The 17795-nt window shown below is 72.5% G+C and carries 14 protein-coding genes; 6 read left to right on the top strand and 8 right to left on the bottom strand.

The genetic code is table 11. From position 1 onward, the window contains the following. Window positions 1-71: 71 nt before the first annotated feature. On the top strand, window positions 72-1196 hold the full coding sequence (locus tag OHA55_RS32515; RefSeq protein ID WP_266713305.1) for an RNA ligase: 1125 nt from the start codon (window positions 72-74) through the stop codon (window positions 1194-1196). A gap of 76 nt (window positions 1197-1272) precedes the next feature. Here OHA55_RS32515 and OHA55_RS32510 read toward each other — a convergent pair whose 3' ends face one another. The 3 genes from OHA55_RS32510 to OHA55_RS32500 all read right to left on the bottom strand — a co-directional run bounded on the left by OHA55_RS32510 (window position 1273) and on the right by OHA55_RS32500 (window position 6151). Beyond that, window positions 1273-2715, bottom strand: a complete 1443-nt coding sequence (locus OHA55_RS32510; RefSeq protein ID WP_266713303.1) for a hypothetical protein — start codon at window positions 2713-2715, stop codon at window positions 1273-1275. Window positions 2716-3251: 536 nt separating this feature from the next. Continuing rightward, window positions 3252-4925 (bottom strand): cellulase family glycosylhydrolase, encoded by a 1674-nt coding sequence (locus OHA55_RS32505; protein ID WP_266713301.1) that lies wholly within the window; start codon window positions 4923-4925, stop codon window positions 3252-3254. A 197-nt stretch (window positions 4926-5122) separates the two neighbouring features. After that, on the bottom strand, window positions 5123-6151 hold the full coding sequence (locus tag OHA55_RS32500; RefSeq protein ID WP_266713299.1) for a LysR family transcriptional regulator: 1029 nt from the start codon (window positions 6149-6151) through the stop codon (window positions 5123-5125). A gap of 117 nt (window positions 6152-6268) precedes the next feature. Here OHA55_RS32500 and OHA55_RS32495 point away from each other — a divergent pair, with 117 nt between their 5' ends. The 3 genes from OHA55_RS32495 to OHA55_RS32485 all read left to right on the top strand — a co-directional run bounded on the left by OHA55_RS32495 (window position 6269) and on the right by OHA55_RS32485 (window position 9541). Next, window positions 6269-7669 (top strand): FAD-binding oxidoreductase, encoded by a 1401-nt coding sequence (locus tag OHA55_RS32495; RefSeq protein ID WP_266713297.1) that lies wholly within the window; start codon window positions 6269-6271, stop codon window positions 7667-7669. A gap of 191 nt (window positions 7670-7860) precedes the next feature. Next, window positions 7861-8550, top strand: coding sequence for a HEAT repeat domain-containing protein (locus OHA55_RS32490; RefSeq protein WP_266713295.1), 690 nt, complete (start codon window positions 7861-7863; stop codon window positions 8548-8550). Further along, window positions 8537-9541, top strand: coding sequence for a HEAT repeat domain-containing protein (locus OHA55_RS32485; RefSeq protein ID WP_266713293.1), 1005 nt, complete (start codon window positions 8537-8539; stop codon window positions 9539-9541). Before OHA55_RS32490 ends, OHA55_RS32485 begins: the two co-directional genes overlap by 14 nt. A gap of 64 nt (window positions 9542-9605) precedes the next feature. On the opposite strand, the gene OHA55_RS32480 is transcribed toward OHA55_RS32485, so the two are convergent. After that, a complete protein-coding gene (locus OHA55_RS32480) occupies window positions 9606-10184 on the bottom strand; it encodes a GNAT family N-acetyltransferase (protein WP_266713291.1) in 579 nt (192 codons plus the stop codon). Window positions 10185-10237: 53 nt separating this feature from the next. After that, window positions 10238-11089 (bottom strand): maleylpyruvate isomerase family mycothiol-dependent enzyme, encoded by an 852-nt coding sequence (locus OHA55_RS32475; protein ID WP_266713289.1) that lies wholly within the window; start codon window positions 11087-11089, stop codon window positions 10238-10240. A 174-nt stretch (window positions 11090-11263) separates the two neighbouring features. On the opposite strand from OHA55_RS32475, the gene OHA55_RS32470 reads away from it, so the two are divergent. Together OHA55_RS32470 and OHA55_RS32465 are read left to right on the top strand one after the other, a co-directional pair. Then, window positions 11264-11671, top strand: coding sequence for a DUF3224 domain-containing protein (locus OHA55_RS32470; protein WP_266713287.1), 408 nt, complete (start codon window positions 11264-11266; stop codon window positions 11669-11671). Window positions 11672-12134: 463 nt separating this feature from the next. Next, window positions 12135-12980 (top strand): SDR family NAD(P)-dependent oxidoreductase, encoded by an 846-nt coding sequence (locus tag OHA55_RS32465; RefSeq protein WP_266713285.1) that lies wholly within the window; start codon window positions 12135-12137, stop codon window positions 12978-12980. A gap of 9 nt (window positions 12981-12989) precedes the next feature. On the opposite strand, the gene OHA55_RS32460 is transcribed toward OHA55_RS32465, so the two are convergent. The 3 genes from OHA55_RS32460 to ccrA form a co-directional block, all read right to left on the bottom strand. Next, the gene (locus OHA55_RS32460; protein ID WP_266713283.1) at window positions 12990-14063 is read right to left on the bottom strand and encodes a beta-ketoacyl-ACP synthase III; all 1074 of its coding nucleotides are present in this window, start codon (window positions 14061-14063) and stop codon (window positions 12990-12992) included. Further along, window positions 14063-15955, bottom strand: coding sequence for a fatty acyl-AMP ligase (locus OHA55_RS32455; protein ID WP_266713281.1), 1893 nt, complete (start codon window positions 15953-15955; stop codon window positions 14063-14065). Before OHA55_RS32455 ends, OHA55_RS32460 begins: the two co-directional genes overlap by 1 nt. 149 nt (window positions 15956-16104) lie before the next feature. Further along, window positions 16105-17460, bottom strand: coding sequence for a crotonyl-CoA carboxylase/reductase (gene ccrA / locus OHA55_RS32450; RefSeq protein WP_266713279.1), 1356 nt, complete (start codon window positions 17458-17460; stop codon window positions 16105-16107). Window positions 17461-17795 lie beyond the last annotated feature (335 nt).

Below are 17795 nucleotides of genomic sequence, written 5' to 3'. Positions count from 1 at the left end.
GCGGACGCCTCCCGCCGGTGGCGGCGAAAAGCCTTCGCCCCGCCGGGGCTTCGCCGCGCAAGCTGTCCCGCATGACCGACCTCGACACCCTCCTGCCGCCCGCCGACCTCGCCGCCGCCATGGAGGCCGGCCACGTCAGCCGGAAAACCCATCCGACCCTGCCCCTGTCGATCTACACCTACACGCGAGAATGCCAGTACGGGCACGTGTGGACGCCGGTCACCATGCGCTGCCGTGGTCTGGTCGCCGACGACCTCTCCGGCGCGGTGGTCGCCCTGCCGTTCCCGAAGATCTTCCTGACGGCCATGCACGGAGCGCACGACTTCGCCCCGCCGCTGCCCGCCGAGCCGTTCGAGATATTCGAGAAGACGGACGGTTCGCTGATCATCGTCTTCCACTACGACGGCCGCTGGCACGCCGCGTCGAAGGGAAGCTTCGTCTCCGGGCAGGCCCAGTGGGCCCAGGCCGTCCTCGACGCCGCCGACCTGTCCGGCCTCGACCCCGAACTCACCTACCTCGCCGAGGCGGTCTACCCCGCCAATCGGGTCGTCGTCGACTACGGGCGGCGCGAAGACCTCGTCCTCCTCGCCGCCTACCGGCCGGCCGACCGCGTGGAGGAACCGCTGTCCTCCGTCGCCCCGGGCTGGAAGCCCATCGGCACGGTCGTCCGGTCCTGGGGTCTGCGGGACGGTCTCGCGGAACTGGAGCGGCTGGCCGCCACGAGCACCACCCTGGACGGAGTGAGGGCCGACGGTACGGACGAGGAGGGGTACGTCATCCGCTACGCCTCCGGAGCCAGGGCGAAGATCAAGCTGTCCGCCTACCTCGCCCTGCACAAGCTGTTCACCGGCACCAACGAACGGACCGTCTGGGAAGTGCTGGCGTCCGGTCAGGACCCGGCAGTCCTGTTCGACGAGGTGCCCGACGAGTTCGCCGACTGGACCCGCGCCGTCGCGGCCTCTCTGCGCGAGCGGCACGACCGGCTCGTCGAGCGGGCGAGGGAGGAGTACGGCCGTGTCGTGGCGGCCCTCCCCGCCGGCGCCGACCGCAAGGCCTTCGCCCTGGAAGCGGCCGGCGCCGAGCACCGGGGCGTCCTGTTCCTCCTTCACGACGGCCGCGACGACGCCGTCAGCGCCTGGGCGTGGAGGGAGGTCAAGCCGCGCGGCGACAGGCCCTTCCGGGACGCCGAGGACTGACACCGACGGTGACGTGGCTTCCCGGCCGGCCGGGCCGCGCCGGAACACCACGTCACCGTCCTCGCCTTCCCCGGGATCAGCCGTTGTTGATGCGCACCACTCCGGTGATGGTCCCCTGGTAGACCACGCCGCCCGGGGCGATGGAGCCCACCATCTGGAGGGAGTCGAAGAGCGAACCGGTACCGACGGACTTGGTGCGCACCGTCTTGCCGGTCTCCGGGTCGATCTCCGCGTAGGCGAAGTTGTCCAGGATGGACGTGCTGTTGGTGCCCGGGATGAGCGGGCTGCGGACGATGGTGTGGAGGAGGCCGTCCGCCGTGGACAGCCGGGGCACGGCGGAGGAGCGGACGTTGGTGTCCCACTTCAGGTCGCAGCCGGAGCCGTCCGCGCGTACGTCGACCCGGCTGAAGCCGCCCGTGAAGTCGGCGGAGGCGGGGACGCTGGTGCCGGCGTTCGCCGGGAGGGCGGGGTAGGGGTAGCCGTACGTGCTGGCGACGAAGACCGAGTTGCCCACCGCGACGGGGGAGTTCTCGCTGCCGCTGCCGGACTTGAGCACCGGGACCGAGCAGACCTGGGCGCCGGTGTCGGTCCGGTACACGAGGAGGTTCTCGGTGGGCGAGGCGTTGTCCACGATCGTGACGTAGTCGGTTCCGGTGCGCGGCCCGAAGAACGTCGGGGTCGAGCCCGTGCCCCAGCTCAGCTGACCGGGCTTGCGGGCGGGACCGCGGTCGTAGGCCTGCCGCCAGGTGATGGTGGGCGTGCCGTCCGCGGCGGCGTTCAGCAGGTACGTGGCGTGGCTGGTGGCGACCGATGTGCCCTCCGGCGCCGTCGAGATCGAGTTGTCGACACGCTCCCCGGTCGGCAGGGCCAGCGAGCGGACGGTGCCGGTGGTGTCGTCGGCGGTACCGACCACCCCACCACCCGTGGCGAACCAGACCCGGCCCTGCCAGTCGGGCGACACCCCGGTGACGGCATCGCCCTCCGGTACGGCCCCGGCCAGCGAGAGTGAACTCGCCACATACAGTTCCCAGTCGCCCGAGGCGTTCCTGCGGTGCCCGATGCGGAGCAGGGTGCGGTTCCCGTCGACCGCGACGAGCCGGTCCTGGTTGTCGAGATAGGCGTACACCCCGCCCAGCAGCGAGCCCTTGGCGATGGTGAGCGTGGTCAGCGACGCGCCGGACGCCGGGTCGAGCAGGTGCACGGTGGGCACCTGGCCGAAGATCGGCGTGCAGAGGGCCACCGGGTAACCGTCCGACCCGACCAGGATCGTGGGGCAGGCGGACTGGAGGGCGACCCGCTTCGAGGTCAGCGACCCCGTCCCGGGCCCGGGAAGCGGGGTCGCGTCGGACGAACCGGTGTCGCCGTGCATGGTCGCGGTCCCCTGGGGGCCGCTGTACGGGTTGTGCGGCGGCAGCGGACCGAACGTCGTCGCGGCCTGAGCCGGGAACGCCGCCGCCAGGGTGAAGAGGGTGGCGGCGCCCAGCACGGCGGCACGCGGGAACAGGGACGGACGAGGCACGGCGGAGTCCATTCGGGAGAGGACGGCAAGGGGCAGCCGATGGCGACGGACGGCAGCCGGGAGCGGCGGACATCCGCAGGACATCGGGAGGTGTCGGAAGGGGAAGGCAGAGTTCGACCGCCGACGACGTCAGGGATGACGGAGCGAGCCGGTGGTGGTCACTGTCAGGAGGCCGACGGTCCGGGGCCGCGGTGCGGCGGGACGCCGGTGAGGAGAACCCGGGGTGCGGGAGGAGCGCCGAGAAGCGGCGGAACGTCCCTCCGGGACCGGACCGGTGGGGTCAGCGACAGAGTGCGCTGGACTGCCTGCACTGGTCCACGTGGCGACGGGCCACGAGCAGGGCGGGTGCGTACCCGAGTTCCCCAAGGGTTGTCATGGTCACGAACCTTGGCAGTCGTGCCGCGCCCGGGCAATGGGCGGTCCACATGATGGACGGACGAACCTGCCGGGTACGGCAGTTCTCGCCCGAAAGCCGATGCCCGGCAGGGTGGGGCCCTGCCGGGCATCGGGTCGTAGCGGTAATCGGGCCGGACGGGTCAGGCGAGGGTGCAGGCCGTGCCGCTGAGGTCGAAGGCGGCCGGTGAGGCGTTCGTGGCCCCCCGTGTGCCGATGAACCCGAGGGTGACCGAGGAGTTGACGGCGATGGCGGAGGTGTACGCGGCCGGGGTCACGCTCACCGCGCTTCCGCTCTGGGTGGGGGTCCCGCCCCACATGTTGTTGATGGTCTGGCCGTTGGCGAAGGAGAAGCCGAGCTTCCAGTTGCTCACGGCGGCGGTGCCCGTGTTCCGAAGGGTGATCTCCCCCTGGAAGCCGTTGCCCCAGTCGCCGACCACGCGGTACGCGACGGAGCAGGCTGCCCCGGTGGAGCCGCCGCCGGTGGTGGTCGTCAGGCTCACCGCGGCCGAGCGCGCCGAACGGTTTCCGGCCGCGTCGCGTGCGTACACCGCGAAGGAGTAAGCGGTGCCCGCGGTGAGGGAGTTCACCGTGACTCCGGGGGTGGTGGACGACGCGACCGAGGTCTCGGTGGTGCCGCTGACGCGCACGACGTCGTATCCCGTCACGCCGACGTTGTCCGTCGCCGCGGCCCAGCTCAGGGTGGCCGAGGTCGCGGTCACGGCCGAGGCGGTCGGGGTGCCGGGAGCGGTCGGGGCCTGGGTGTCGGCCGTCGTTCCGCCGAAGACGGTGGCCTCCTTCGAGGTCTGCGCGATGCCGTTGGCGCCGTGGAAGATGCGCTCGCCCCAGGAGCTGAGCCGGGTCGGGTCGAAGTCGATGACCAGGTCCAGGATCGGGTCCGTGTTGCCGCTCCAGGACCAGGCCAGGTAACCGAGCTTCAGCTGCTCGGCGGTGGCCATCATGGTGTCCTCGTCCGGATCCCCGTACTGATCTGCCGGGCCTCCGAACTCACCGATCAGGATGGGCAGTTTGGCGCTCACGAAGGCGTTCAGGTAGTCGGTGACGGCCTGGGCGGTGTTGTAGACGCTGTACATGTGGATCGAGAAGATCAGGTTGCCGGTGGTGTCGGCGTTGTACACCGACTGGGCGTTGGCGCGCATGACGCCCTGCCAGTCCTGGCCCCAGTTGGGGGCGTCCACCATGATCGTGTGCTGGAAGCCGGCGGCGCGCAGCTTCTGCACGGCGCTGATGGTGGGGGCGGTCCACCCTGCCGGGTTGGTGTTGCCCCAGGGCTCGTTGCCGATGTTGATGATGACGTAGCTCTCCTGGCCGGCCAGGACGTCCTTCAGGCTGATCCAGTAGTCGGCCGCGTGGTCGAGGGTGCCCGCGGCGGAGTCCTCGCCGTAGCCGGTGGTGTCGTGCACCTCCAGTACGCAGATGAGCCGGTTGGCCTTGCACTGGGTGATGATCCCGGCGACCTCGGTGGGGCTGTTCTTCGTCCACCGGTAACCGTCGGAGAGCACCACGCGGACGCTGTTGGCGCCCGTCGCCTTGATGTCGGCCAGCGACTGGGTCTCGCCCGGGTACCAGGTGTGCGCGTGGTTGACCCCGCGCATCACGAAGTCCTTGCCGTTGCCTTCGAGGAGGCGCCCGTTGCTGATGTGGAGACCGGTTGTGGCGGCTGCCGTCGAACTGGTCTGCGCCAAGGCGGTCGCCGGGGCCAGGGCGCCGACGAGGATGATCCCGAGGAGAGCGGTCAGGGCTCGCCTGAGGAGGGGTACGGGGTGCGTTCGTGCCGTGCTTCTCGCTGTTCTCACTGCGGCTCCAGAGGGTGGACGCGTCGAGCATCGGGCGTTATGGGAGCGCTCCCACAAATGGGAGCGCTCCCATAAAGCCATTCTGTCGGGGTCACGTCAAGGCATCGCGCAGGGGTGAGAAGAACGGCCGGTGCGGCGGACCGGGGCCGGGTGGAGGCCACCGCGGCCCGCCGAAGCCGCACCTGGGCGGGCGCGGGTCACCGTGCGGGCACGGCCGAGGGGGTCCGGTCCGCGGTGGCCTGTTCCAGGGTGAAGGGGATCGGCCCTGGCAGAGTGTGGGCCTCTTCCGGCAGGACGTGGCCGGGCTCTGTGCGCGAGGTGGAAGGCGTGTCCGGCCGGGCGGCCGGGGCGGGTTTCGGTGCGGCCGTGCCGGGTTCCAGCCCGACCAGCAGGGAACGGACGGCCTCCACCGCGTGCATGACCATCGCGGGGTCGGCGCCCGGCCGGGCGTGCGCGCTCATCCGGATCGCGGGTGCGGGAGGGAGTCCGGCGTACCTCACCAGACCTTCCGGACCCCGGCCTGCCGTCGCCAGCAGGGCCACCCCGAGCCCGGCACGCGCGGCCTCCAGCACTCCCGCGAGATAGCCGGCGTCGCAGACGACCGAAGCGGCGATGCCGTGCGCCGAGAGCACGTCCAGCGCCCTGCGGCGGATCGCACACGGTGCGGCCACCGCCACCAGGGGAAGGGGCGCCGGGCCCGGCGGCGGCGACCATCCCGGTGCGGCGTACCAGGTCAGGGGCATTCCACCGACCTGCATGCCCTCCGTGGAGGCGGCCTCGGTCACGTACACCGCCAGGTCCACCGACCTGCGGTCGACGGCCTCCACGAGCCGTGCGGAGCGGTCGATGCGGAAGCGGACCCGGCAGTGCGGGAGCGTCCCGTGGACGGCCTCGGTGATCCGGGGCAGGATCTGGTCGGCTCCGTGCTCGGTGGAGCCGATGACGATGGTGGCCGGCTCGGAGCCGAGCAGCCTGCGCGCGGCCTCGTCGTGGACACCGAGTATCCGGCGCGCCTCGTCGAGAAGGAGATTGCCCGCCTCGGTGAACTTGGTCGCCCGGCCGGACCGTTCTACCACCGGTCTGCCCAACGCCCGCTCCAGGCGGCGGACATGCTGACTCACTGCTGACTGACTGAGTGTCAGGGCCTCCGCGGCGCGGTGGAATCCGCCCCGATCGGCGACGGCGACGAGACTGCGTAAGGCGACAATGTCGAAAACTGGTCCCATATGGGAACGCTAGCATCAACCAATAAGCAATCGCGATCGCCGGTGATCGTTCCTCCTTGTTGAAGGTGTGCGGCGCGTTCGCCATCCTGGCCGCATGTCGCACACCACGGCCGGATCGTGAACACCGCCACCCAGTCCGTCGAACAGGCCTCGGCGGGAGCCCGGTTGCTCGGCCTGCTCGCCCAGGACCTGCCCCCCGACCGGCTCACCAGCGACCCCCTGCGCACCGCACCGTACGCCACGGACCGCTCCGGAGCCCCGTCCGGCGGTGAACCCCTCGCCGTCGTGCACGCCCTGCGCACCGACGACGTGTCCACGGTCCTGCGCCACGCGAACGCGCTGGGCGTCCCGGTCGTGCCGCGCGGCGCGGGTACAGGACTCTCCGGAGGAGCCACGGCCGGTGAGAGCAGCCTGGTGCTCGACCTGTCCCGGATGAACCGGATCGTCGAACTCGCCCCGGACGATCAGCTCGCCGTCGTCGAACCGGGCGTCGTCACCGCCGACCTCGACCTGGCCGCCGCCGCACACGGACTGCGCTACGCCCCCGACCCGGCGAGCGCCGCCCTCTCCACGATCGGCGGGAACATCGCGACCAACGCCGGCGGACTGCGCTGCGCCAAATACGGCGTGACCCGGGACAGCGTGCTGGGGCTGGAAGCCGTACTCGCGGACGGGACGGTCGTACGGACCGGCCGGCGCACGGTCAAGGGAGTCGCCGGCTACGACCTGACGGCCCTGCTGACCGGCTCCGAGGGCACGCTCGCCGTCATCACGGGAGCCACGGTGCGGCTGCGGCCTGTGCCCGTCGCGACCGCCACCCTGGCGGCCTGGTTCGCCACCTTCGCCGACGCGGCCGACGCCGCGACCGCGATCACGGCGGCCGGCATCGAGCCCGCCCTGGCCGAACTCCTGGACGGGCCGGTGCTCGACGCGATCGACGCCGCCGAGGGCACCTCGCTGCGCCGCCGGGGCGCGGCCCTCCTCATCGTCCAGTGCGACGGCGCCGGAGCGCGGGCCGAGGCCGAACGGGTCGTGGCCGTCCTGGAGGAGCGCGCCACCTCGCTCACCGTCGCCGCCGACGACACGGAGGCGGACGCCCTGCTGGCGGCCCGCCGGCTCGCCCTGCCCGCCCTCGAACGCCAAGGGCGCCCGCTGATCGAGGACATCGCCGTCCCCCGCTCCCGGCTCGCCGAGGCGGTACGGGGCATCGCGGAGATCTCCGCCCGGCGCGGGGTGCCCGTCTTCACCCTGGCCCACGCCGCCGACGGCAACCTGCACCCCATCATCGTGGTCGACGCGTCCCTGCCCGAACTCCCCGAGGCGGCCTGGGAGGCGGCGGGCGACATTTTCGCCCTGGCGCTCCGGCTGGGCGGCACCCTCACCGGCGAGCACGGGGTCGGCACCCTCAAACGCCAGTGGATCGCCGAGGAGCTGGGCGCCGAGAACCACGCACTGCAACGGCGTGTCAAGGCCGCCTTCGACCCGCGCGGCATCCTGAACCCGGGGAAGGCCGTGTGAGGGAAGCGGCGGCACGGCGGTCGCCGGGGGCAGGCGGCGGGACGGCGGGGCGGCGGGGCGGCGGGTCGGCGGGACGGCGGGGCGGCGGGTCGGCGGGTCCGGAACGAGGCCGAGGGTCTCGGGGGCGGACTCCGGTTGACCCTGACACGGTGACAAGGTCTTCACTGCTTCCCGAGGAGGTGGTGGTCCCGATGACCATGACGACACAGGGCACGGACGCGACACGAGCGCTCCGGGCGCTGGAGGACAGCAGCCCGACCGTGCGGCTGCGAGCCGCACTCGCGGTGGGCACGACGCCCGGCCCGCACTTCGTGGACAAGCTCGTCGAACGGTGCGCGGTCGAGCCCGAGTTCTTCGTCCGCGACATGCTGACCTGGGCGCTCGTCCGCCACCCGGCGTCCCTGACCCTTCCCCCGCTGCTCCGCGAGGTCCGCTCCGAGCGCCCGCAGGCACGCAGCCAGGCGCTGCACACCCTGTCCAAGATCGGGGACCGGCAGGCGTGGCCGGCGATCACCCCGGCACTGCTGTCGGACCCCGACGAGGAAGTGGCGAGGAGCGCCTGGCGGGCCGCGGTCGTCCTCGTACCGGAGGACGAACGGACAACGCTGGCCACGGCCCTGGCGACGCAGCTCGGACGCGGTGAACGGGAGACCCGGCTCAGCCTCAGCCAGGCGCTGGTCGCGCTGGGCGAGGTGATCGTGCCCGCGCTCCACGCGGCCGCGACGGCCCCCGACCCGCGCAGGCGCACCCACGCGCTCGCCACCGAGCGGTTGCTGCGCGACCCGGACGCCGGATTCGAGTCGGCGATCGAGGAGGCCAAGCGCGTCGTGGCCCTCACCGGCGCCCCCGGGACGGACGATGGGGACCGTGCTGATCGGTGAGGTGTCGAGACGGTCCGGTGTCAGTGCCCGCATGCTCCGGCACTACGAATCGCTCGGTCTGGTGCGGCCCTCGGGCCGTACGGGTTCCGGCTATCGGGAGTACTCCGCCGAGGACATCCGGCGGATCTTCCACGTCGAGAGCCTGCGGTCGCTGGGTCTGTCGCTCCGGGAGATCGGGCGCGCGCTCGACGATCCCGGGTTCACGCCCTCGTCCCTCGTCGACGACCTCATCCGTCGTACGGGCGAACGCGTCGCGGCCGAGAACGAGTTGCTCGCGCGCCTGCGCCGGATCGACGCGGCCGACCCGGCCGACTGGGAGGGCGTCCTGCACGTCGTCCCACTCCTCCACGCCTTGGGCTCGCAGAGCGCCGACACCCGCCAGCGCGCGGCGCTCTCCTCGGTCGACCGGGTGCCGGTACCGGTGGAAGCCCTGGTCGAGGCGGTGCTGAACGAGCCGGACCCGATCGTCGCCGGCGCCCTGCGATGGGCGCTGGCGCAGTCGGGCGAGGGTGCCCGCGAACTGCTGGCGCAGGGCCTCGGCTCACCGACGGCCGAGGTCCGCGAACGTGCCGTCCAGTCCCTCGCCGAGCTCCCCGGCGCCGACGCGACCGCACACCTGCAAGACGCCCTCACGAGTCCGGACGAGGTGGTACGCCGGCACGCGGCACTGGCGCTCGGGACACGTGGAGTCACCCAAGCCGTCCCGACGCTCATCGACATGATCGCGGAGGGCGGCAACGACACCGACGCGGCCGACGCGCTGAGCGGGCTGGCGGGCGACACCGCGACGGCCGACCGGATCGCGACCGGACTCGTCGACCGCCTCGCCCACGACACCACCGGAGCGCCCGCGCGCGGACGGCTGACCCAGGCTCTGGCGGACATCCCCGGGCCCGTGGCGTCACGCGCGCTCGTGGAGCTGTCGCACGACGAGGACCGGGCCGTCTCGCTGACCGCCGTCTACCTCCTGCGGCTCCGCGACACCCGGTGACACGCCGCCCCGCGCCGCCGGACGGCAGTACGCCGGCCCTGCGCGCCGACCCGCGGCGCACCGATCAGGCGCCCCGGCGGAAGTCCAGCGCGAGGAACACCTTGTCCCAGCGGTGCTCGCCCACGGCGACGAAATCGGCCAGGCGTCCGTACTCGGTGAACCCCAGCGACCGGTAGAGACGCAGGGCACCGGTGTTGTCGCCCCGGGCGTCCAGGGTGAGGACCTCGACACCCGCCTGCCGGGCGTCCGCGACCAGGGCGGTGGTCAGCGCCCGGCCGATGCCACGGCCATGGGCGGCGGCATCCACCGCGAGCTTCTCCAGGTCCGCGTGCGGCCGGTGGGTCGGCCGGGCGTAGCGGAGCCAGTACCCGAACCCGACCAGCCGGCGGCCGAGGCAGGCGGCCCGCAGGGACGCGTCACCGGCCCGTACCGCGAGGAGGACGTCGCCGAGCAGCTCCGCCACCTCGTCCCGCGAGGGCGGTCCGACCCAGCCGAGTGCGGCGCCCCCGTCGACCAGCTCCGCGAGGATGCGGTGGGCCTCCCGCGCGAACCGGTCCGCCAGGTCCGGATCGGAGGCCAGCTCTCCGGCGTCGAGGAAGGTGGGTTCGGTGGGTCCGCCGTCGCTGGTCGTGTCCGTTCTCATGGCGGGCAGCCTACGGGTGCGCGAAGGGCCGCCCGGCAACGTGGTGCGACGGATCAGGGCGCGGTGAAGAGAGCCGGGAAACGCGGCCCGAGCCACGGCTTGCGTCCCTGGGCGAACACCTGGCCCCGGGCGATGGCCACCCACGGGTTGCGCCGCCCGAGCGCGATGAGCAGGAAGGCGACGGGGTCGATGAGGAGGGTGCAGTCGGGCCGCTCCGGCTCTCCCTCGGTGACGGCCACCGCACCGCCGGCCAGGTCGACACCGAACACCGTCCCGCCACCCCGCAGCCGTACGGCGAAACGGGCCGTGAGGCGGGCGGTGGCGGCCGGGTCGGCGACCCGGGGCATGACGGAGAGCATGAACGGCATGCACAGGCCCACCCGGTCGCCGTCGATCATGTGGGGGCGGCGCACGGCACGGGCGAGGTCGTAGCCGTGACCCAGCATGTGCGTCAGCAGATAGGACGCGAGGACGGCCCGGTTCATGGGGCCCAGAGGCGTGATCGGTGTCGGGGCTCCGGTACTTTCGGCGTCCCCGGCCTCCGTGTCGGCCCGGTCGACGGCGGCCAGGAACACCCCGGCCTGCTCCGTGATCATCGCCGCCAGCGGCTCCGCCCGGCGCTCGCCGAACGCGGCGAGGGCCCGCGCGTTGGCAGGAGCCAGACTCTGCGGCGTACCGTCCCCGTACGGGCGTTCGTGTCCGGCCGCCAGGTCCGCCATCAGCTCGTTGGCCATCGCCAGATGGGCTGCCGCCTCGCCGACCGTCCACTGCGACCCGGGCACCGCGCCCGCGGTGCCGGGCGCACTCCGGAGCAGTGCGGCGATGTCGTCGGCGGTCCCGCGTATCGCCTGCCGAAGCGCTTCGGGCAGCGGCCCGCTCTCGTCCTGTGGATCCCTCGTGTGCACGCCGTCCGCTCTCGTCCCGGCCGCCACGCCCGTCGCGTGGGGTGCGCGTACCCCATCAGATTCGCGGACCCGGGACAAGCCTTCGGCGGCCGAGCGCACCGCGGCGACATCACCGACGGATCGCGGGGGCCTGTTCCGACGGTGATGTCGGAGCCGCCGCATACGATCGGGGCCATGAGAGCTTCAGGAACGTTCAAGGTCGTGAACTTCTCCCCAACTTCCTTACCGAGCCCCGCGATCGACACGGCGATGCCCGTCGGTGTCGCCACGATGGACAAGCAGTACGAAGGCGAGGTCGCAGGGCGCTCGGCCACCTTGTTCACGGCCGCGTTCGACCAGTCCACCGGGACGGGTACCTACGTCGCGATGGATTCCTTCGAAGGAGTGCTCCACGACCGGGCGGGCGCCTTCAACTTCGCGCACTCCGCAACGACCCTGGGCGAAGGGAGGGAGGGAGAGTTCTTCGTCGTCGTGCCGGCCAGCGGCACGGGTGAGTTGGCCGGCATCACGGGGACCGGCGGGATCGCCGTCGACGCGGACGGTACTCACCGGATCTGGTTCGACTACGAACTCGGCCAGTAGCCAGGCACGTCACGAGCGGCCACTCATGCTGGGCACAACTGCCCGGGCATCGGGGCCTGCGCGAACAGGCGTTGGGGGTGCTCGCTCCGTACGTCGCCACGAACCGGCGAGGTCAAGGGCTGTCCCGCAATCCCTGGCGGGTGCGCGACGACGGCTACGGCACCTCGCCGCGTTGTCGGAACGTCCACATACATCCAGTATGCGGACGTTCCTCCGCCTTGCGATGCACCGCATCCGACGCCGCGCACCGATCCACCACGGATTGCGGGACAGCTCATAGGGGGCACCTGAAATAGGGGTTGGCCCCCTCCGAGGCCGGTGACACGGTGGACCGCATCCCAGGAACCGCCCGCCCCGCACCGGACCCGACGGCCCGGTGCGGGGCGGAGCCGTCCCGTACCCGCCCGTGCGACCGCGTGGCCCCTGACCGGCGCGCGCGAACGCGCACTTCGCAGGAGGTCCCATGACCGACCGCCGTACCGTCCTCATCACCGGCACGTCCTCCGGCATCGGCCTGGCCACCGCGGTCGCCGCGGCCACGGCCGGCTGGAACGTCGTCGCGACCCTGCGCGAACCGGGCAGGGCCGACGCCCTGCGCGCCGCGCTGGAGGCGGCCGGTGTCGCCGAGCGCGTGCGGGTCGCGCGCCTCGACGTGACCGACCCGGCGTCCGTCGCGGAAGCGGTCGCCGGGGCGGTCGCCGATTACGGCCGGCTCGACGCGGTGATCAACAACGCCGGGGTCGGACAGCTCGGCACCGTCGAACAGCTCGGCGTCGAGCCGTTCCGCGCCGTCATGGAAGTGAACTTCTTCGGGGTCGTGGAGGTGACACGCGCGGCGCTGCCGCATCTGCGCGCGAGCGGCGGCCGTGTCGTCACCGTGAGCAGCCTCGGGGGCTTGATCGGTCAGCCCTTCAACGAGGCTTACTGCGCCGCCAAGTTCGCCGTCGAAGGCTTCCTGGAGTCGCTCGCGCCCGTCGCCGCGAGCGTCGGCGTACAGGTCTCCGTGGTTGAACCGGGTCCGGTGGCAAGCGAGTTCGTCGTCTCCCTCGGCCCGTCCGTACCGGGGCTGATCGAGTCCGCCGGGCCGTACGAGGCCGCGTTCAAGGCGTACTTCGCGACCACGGAGGGCCTCTTCGACCAGGCGCAGAGTTCGGCCGAAGCGGCGGCCTCCGTGGTGGACGTACTCACCGCCGAGCGGCCCCCGTTCCGGGTGCAGACCTCCGACACCGCCCAGGCCCTCGCCGGGATCAAGCTGGCCGATCTCGACGGCTCCGCCGTCCAGGCGTTCACCACACCCTGGCTCTCCTGACCCCCTGCCTCACGGAAGCGCCACCACCTGGGCGGCGTGCGCCAGTCCGGCGCCGAACCCCACCAGCAGGGCCAGGCCGCCCCGGGGCACCGCGCCCCGGGCGAGCAACTCCTCCATGGCGAGCGGAATGGACGCCGCGGAGGTGTTGCCCGCCCGCACGATGTCCCGGGCGACCACCACGTGGGGCGGCAGCTTCAGGGCGGCGGCGGCCCCGTCGATGATCCGCAGATTGGCCTGGTGCGGTACGAACGCGGCCAGGTCGTCCGGGGTCAGCCCGGCCGCGTCCAGCGCGGCCCGCCCCGTCTTCGGCACCGTCGCGACCGCCCACCGGAAGACCGCGGGGCCGTCCATCCGCAGGGTGGGCGGTGCGGCGGTCGTGGTCGCTCCCACCGCCGGCCAGGGGGAGGAGTGGGCGATGGCCTCCTGGCGCCCGCCCTCGGAACCCCAGACCACCGGCCCGATCCCGGGATCGGCGGACGGCCCGACCACCACCGCGCCGGCCCCGTCCCCGAAGAGGAAGGCCGTCCCGCGATCCGTCGGGTCGACGATGTCGGACATCCGCTCCGAGCCCACCACCACGACGTATCTGCTGTTGCCGGACCTGATCAGTGAGTCTGCCGCGGCGAGTGCGTGGCAGAACCCCGCGCAAGCGGCCCCCACGTCCAGGGCGCCCGCCGACGACGCCCCCATGAGGTGGGCGACCCGGGGAGCGGCCGGCGGCGACTGCTCACGGTGGGACATGGAGGCGAGCAGCACGGTGTCCACGTCCGAGGGCTCGATGCCCGCCTGGGCCAGCGCTTTCACCGACGCGGCCGCGGCCATGCCGATCACCGTTTCGTCCGGGGCGGCGAAACGCCGGGAGGCGATGCCCGACCTGCGCCGGATCCACTCGTCGCTCGAATCGATCGGCCCGGCGACCTCGTCGTTGCCCACCACCCGGGCAGGCCGGTAGGCGCCGATCCCGAGGACACGGGAGCCGGGGACGGCGGCGGCCGCCCGCAGCCTCCCCGGAGCACCGGCCGCCACCCGGCCCTTTTCCGCGCGTGCAGCTGTCCCCCGGGTGTCCGTCGCACCGGTGCTCATCACGCCTCCGGTACGGACGACGGGATCGTACGCGCACCGAACTCGCCGTCCAGATAACGGCGTCGGGTCTCGCGGCGCTGCACCTTCCCGCTCGACGTCTTCGGCAGCGAGCCGCGCCGGACCAACAGGATCTCGTCGGTCTCCAGCCGCTGCCCGTCGAGCACGGCGGCCCGCACGCGGTCGCGCAGGCCCTCCGCACCCCCGTCGCGCTGGGCACGGCCGTCCGCTTCGACCACCAGCACCAGCCGCTCGGCCGCCCCGTCGTCCACCGAGAACGCCGCCGCGCAGTTCGGCTGGAGCGCGGGGTCGGCGCTCTCCGCCGACACCTCGATGTCCTGCGGGTAGTAGTTGCGGCCCTTGCGGATGATCACGTCCTTCAGGCGCCCGGTCACGAACAGCTCGCCCTCGTGCACGAAACCGAGGTCGCCGGTGCGCAACCAGGTGCCCAGGGCTTCCTCGCCCGCCAGCCGCGCCCGGAAGGTCCCGAGGCTCTCCTCGGGCCGCCCGTGGTAACCGTCCGCGACGCAGGGGCCGTTGACCCAGATCTCGCCCACCGACCCGTCCGGCAGACCGGCTCGCTTCTCCGGGTCCGCGATCCGGACCGAGGTGGCGCCGACCGTGGTGCCGCTGCCCACCGCGTACACCGCTCGCGCGGCGGGCGCCGGGCCGTCCCCGGACTCGGGCGGCGCCGCGGCGGCGATCGGCTGCGCCCGGCCCTCGCGCAGTGCCTGGGCCGACAGGACGAGGAGCGTCGGCTCCCGGTCCTCCCTGCTGCCGGTGGCCTTCAGGGTGTTCTCCGCCAGGCCGTACCCCGGGCACATCGCGCTCGACCGGAAGCCGGCCGGGGCGAACGTCCCGGTGAAGGCGCGCACGGTGTCCCACCGCACGGGCTCGGCGCCGTTCGCGGCCACCCGGAGCGAGGACAGGTCCAGCCCCTCGGAGAGGCCGTTGTCGGTGGCATCCCGTACGCACAGCTCGTACGCGAAGCTCGGCGCGGCGGTGTGGCTGCCCCGGAACCGGGAGATCGCCTCCAGCCAGCGCGACGGCCGCCGGATGAACGCCTCGGGCGCCATCAGATAGGCCGGAATCCCCGCCCACAGCGGCAGTACGACCCCGAACAGCATCCCCATGTCGTGGAAGAGCGGCAGCCAGTTGACCACGGCGCTGTCCGCACGGCAGGGCCACAGCAGGTCCGTCTCGGCCACGTTGCTGCGGAAGTTGGCGTGCGTGACGCGGACGCCCTTCGGGTCCCCGGTGGAGCCGGAGGTGTACTGGAGCAGGGCGGTGTCGTCCGGGCCGGCCGGCGGCCCGGACCACTCCTCGGCCGGCGCTCCGGCCTCCGGTCCCGCGTCCGGCCCGGCGCCGGGTGCGTTTGGTGCGTCGGAGGCGAGGAGGGTGAGCCCCGCCAGCTCCGGGGCCTCGCCGAAGCGCTGCTCCAGGTCGCTCTTGACGGCGGCCGTGGTGAGCACGGTGGTGGTTCCCGCGTCGTCGGCGATGCGCCGCAGGCGTTCCAGGCCGCGCTGCCGGGTCGGCACCTGCACGGGGGCGCCCGCGACCCCGGCGTACATGCAGGCGAGGAGCGTGGATACGAATTCCAGACCGGACGGGTAGAGCAGCACGACGGCTCTGCCGCGCAGCCCAGCGGCGTCGAGCCTGGCGGCGCGGGACCGTGCGGACAGGTCGAGTTGCCGGTACGTCAGTGACGATTCCGGGTCCTCGCCGTTGCGGAGGAAGACGTAGGCGAGGTCGTCGGGCCGGGTCCGGGCGCGCAGGCGCAGTACCTCGGGGAGGCTCGGCAGCTCGCCCGTCGTGGCGTCCGGGGCGCCGGTGCGGCCCTCCGGGGATTCGGCGGCGAGGGCAGTGGTGGCGGGGGCGGAAGCGGTGGCGGTCATGGGGTGTCAGGCCTCTCGTCGCTGCGGCACGGGTCGCCGGTGCGTTCGGCTCGGGGCACTCATGGCGGTTGCTGGTGGGGCGGTACGTGCTGGGACCGACGCGCCCGGGACGGACGCGGGCGGTGCGGGATCTGCTCCGCTCGGTGCGCTCACCGGGCGGGTGCGGGCTGCGGGAAGAGGGACGAGCGCAGCGGGCCGAGGCGCTCCTCGCCGATCCGGGCGCGCAGTTGGGGGTCGGTGACGCCGAGGCCGGCCTCGGGGGCGAGGGCCAGGACGCCGACCTTGCCGGTGTGGCTGTTCGTCTGCACCAGGCGGGCCGCCTCGCCGACCTCGGCCAGCGGGTACACCTCGGAGAGGACCGGCGAGATGCTGCCGAGCTTGAGGAGCCGCATCATCTCCGCCGCCTCGTGGAGGTTCATGCCATGACTGCCCACGATGCGCTTGAGGTTCATCCAGAAGTACCGGTTGTCGAAGCTGTGGTCGTAGCCGGTACTCGAACCGCAGGTGACGACCGTGCCACCGCGCCGCGCGACGATCACGGAGATGCCGAAGGTGGCCCGGCCGACGTGGTCGAACACCACGTGCGGGTCCTCGCCGAGCTCCGCCCGGATGGCCCGGCCGAGCCGCTTGGCCAGCTCCACCGTCCCGGCTCCGGCCGCCGGCTCGCCGCCGATGCCGATCTCCTCGCGGTTGATCACCACGTCGCAGCCGAGCTTCCGCAACTGCTTCGCCTTGGCCTCGGAGTTGACGACCCCTACAGGGATGCCGCCGCCGTTCTTGACCAGTTGGACGGCGAACGCGCCGAGGCCGCCGGTCGCGCCCCAGATCAGCACGATGTCGCCCTGCTTGATGCGGGCGCCACGGTCGCTGACCAGCATGCGGTACGCGGTCCCGCCGCAGAGCGGCACGCAGGCGGCTTCCTCCCAGGTCAGATGGGCCGGCTTGGGCAGCAACTGGCTGGCCCGCACGACGGTGTAGTGCGCGAGTCCGCCGAAGTTGGTCTCGTACCCCCACGCCTTCTGGTCGGCGCCGAGCATGCCGTCCGAGTGCGTCACCGGGTCCTGCTCGTCCACCACCGCCGCGTTGACGGCCACGTGGTCGCCCACCTTCCAGCGCCGGACCCCGGCGCCGGTGCGCACGATCACACCGGCCGCGTCGGACCCGACGACCTGGAACGGCTGATCGTGGCGGGCGTTGTAGCCGCCGGTGCGGGCGTAGCGCTTGAGGGCGTTGAAGGTCGAGACGGGCTGGAAGGTCGCCGACCAGACGGTGTTGTAGTTGATGGAGCTGGCCATGACCGCCACCAGCACCTCGTCCGGGGCGAGTTCGGGCATCGGCACCCGGTCCACCTTCAGCGAACGGCGTACGTCCTTGTCGGCCACGCCGTCGAAGATGCCGACGTCCTCCTGCCGGATGTGGGCAGCCACGAAGTCCGTGGGAACGGGTGCGCGCTCCAGTTCCTCCGGTGAGGCACCCCGGAGAACCGCTTCGGTCAGAGAATCCATTTCTGATTCCTCTCGCATCGGTGAATCGTGAAGCTGTCGAATTGTTTCCCGTCGACGCTACGGCGGGCCATTTCCGTGATGGAACCCCTATTCCCCGCGCCCCTAGGGGGTGACTTCCCGCAGCGCGCCCGGACCCCGGGGTCGTCGGTGAAGTCCCAGCTCCTGGCGGGGTGACGGGCGTCATAGGGGGAGGCTAGGGGTAGTCGCTGAATGCCCCGGTGGCGAGGATGTGGGAGGTGGTACCGAGAGTTCGGGCAGGGATCGCGAATATTCGGCTCCTGAACACCCGGCTCCCGAAATATTCGGGACCCAAATATTCGGGACAGTCCTCGACG

Source organism: Streptomyces sp. NBC_00102, assembly GCF_026343115.1.
In the GTDB taxonomy this organism is placed as follows: domain Bacteria; phylum Actinomycetota; class Actinomycetes; order Streptomycetales; family Streptomycetaceae; genus Streptomyces.
Note: the sequence above shows the minus strand (reverse complement) of the source record. Positions and strands in the feature narration are given on the sequence as shown.

What these genes read in the sequence shown, in the direction of transcription:
- OHA55_RS32515 (WP_266713305.1), top strand. Translation starts at nt 72, where the DNA reads ATGACCGACCTCGACACCCTCCTGCCGCCCGCCGACCTCGCCGCCGCC.
- OHA55_RS32500 (WP_266713299.1), bottom strand. Translation starts at nt 6,151, where the DNA reads ATGGGACCAGTTTTCGACATTGTCGCCTTACGCAGTCTCGTCGCCGTC.
- OHA55_RS32490 (WP_266713295.1), top strand. Translation starts at nt 7,861, where the DNA reads ATGACCATGACGACACAGGGCACGGACGCGACACGAGCGCTCCGGGCG.
- OHA55_RS32480 (WP_266713291.1), bottom strand. Translation starts at nt 10,184, where the DNA reads ATGAGAACGGACACGACCAGCGACGGCGGACCCACCGAACCCACCTTC.
- OHA55_RS32470 (WP_266713287.1), top strand. Translation starts at nt 11,264, where the DNA reads ATGAGAGCTTCAGGAACGTTCAAGGTCGTGAACTTCTCCCCAACTTCC.
- OHA55_RS32465 (WP_266713285.1), top strand. Translation starts at nt 12,135, where the DNA reads ATGACCGACCGCCGTACCGTCCTCATCACCGGCACGTCCTCCGGCATC.
- OHA55_RS32460 (WP_266713283.1), bottom strand. Translation starts at nt 14,063, where the DNA reads ATGAGCACCGGTGCGACGGACACCCGGGGGACAGCTGCACGCGCGGAA.
- OHA55_RS32455 (WP_266713281.1), bottom strand. Translation starts at nt 15,955, where the DNA reads ATGACCGCCACCGCTTCCGCCCCCGCCACCACTGCCCTCGCCGCCGAA.
- ccrA (WP_266713279.1), bottom strand. Translation starts at nt 17,460, where the DNA reads ATGGATTCTCTGACCGAAGCGGTTCTCCGGGGTGCCTCACCGGAGGAA.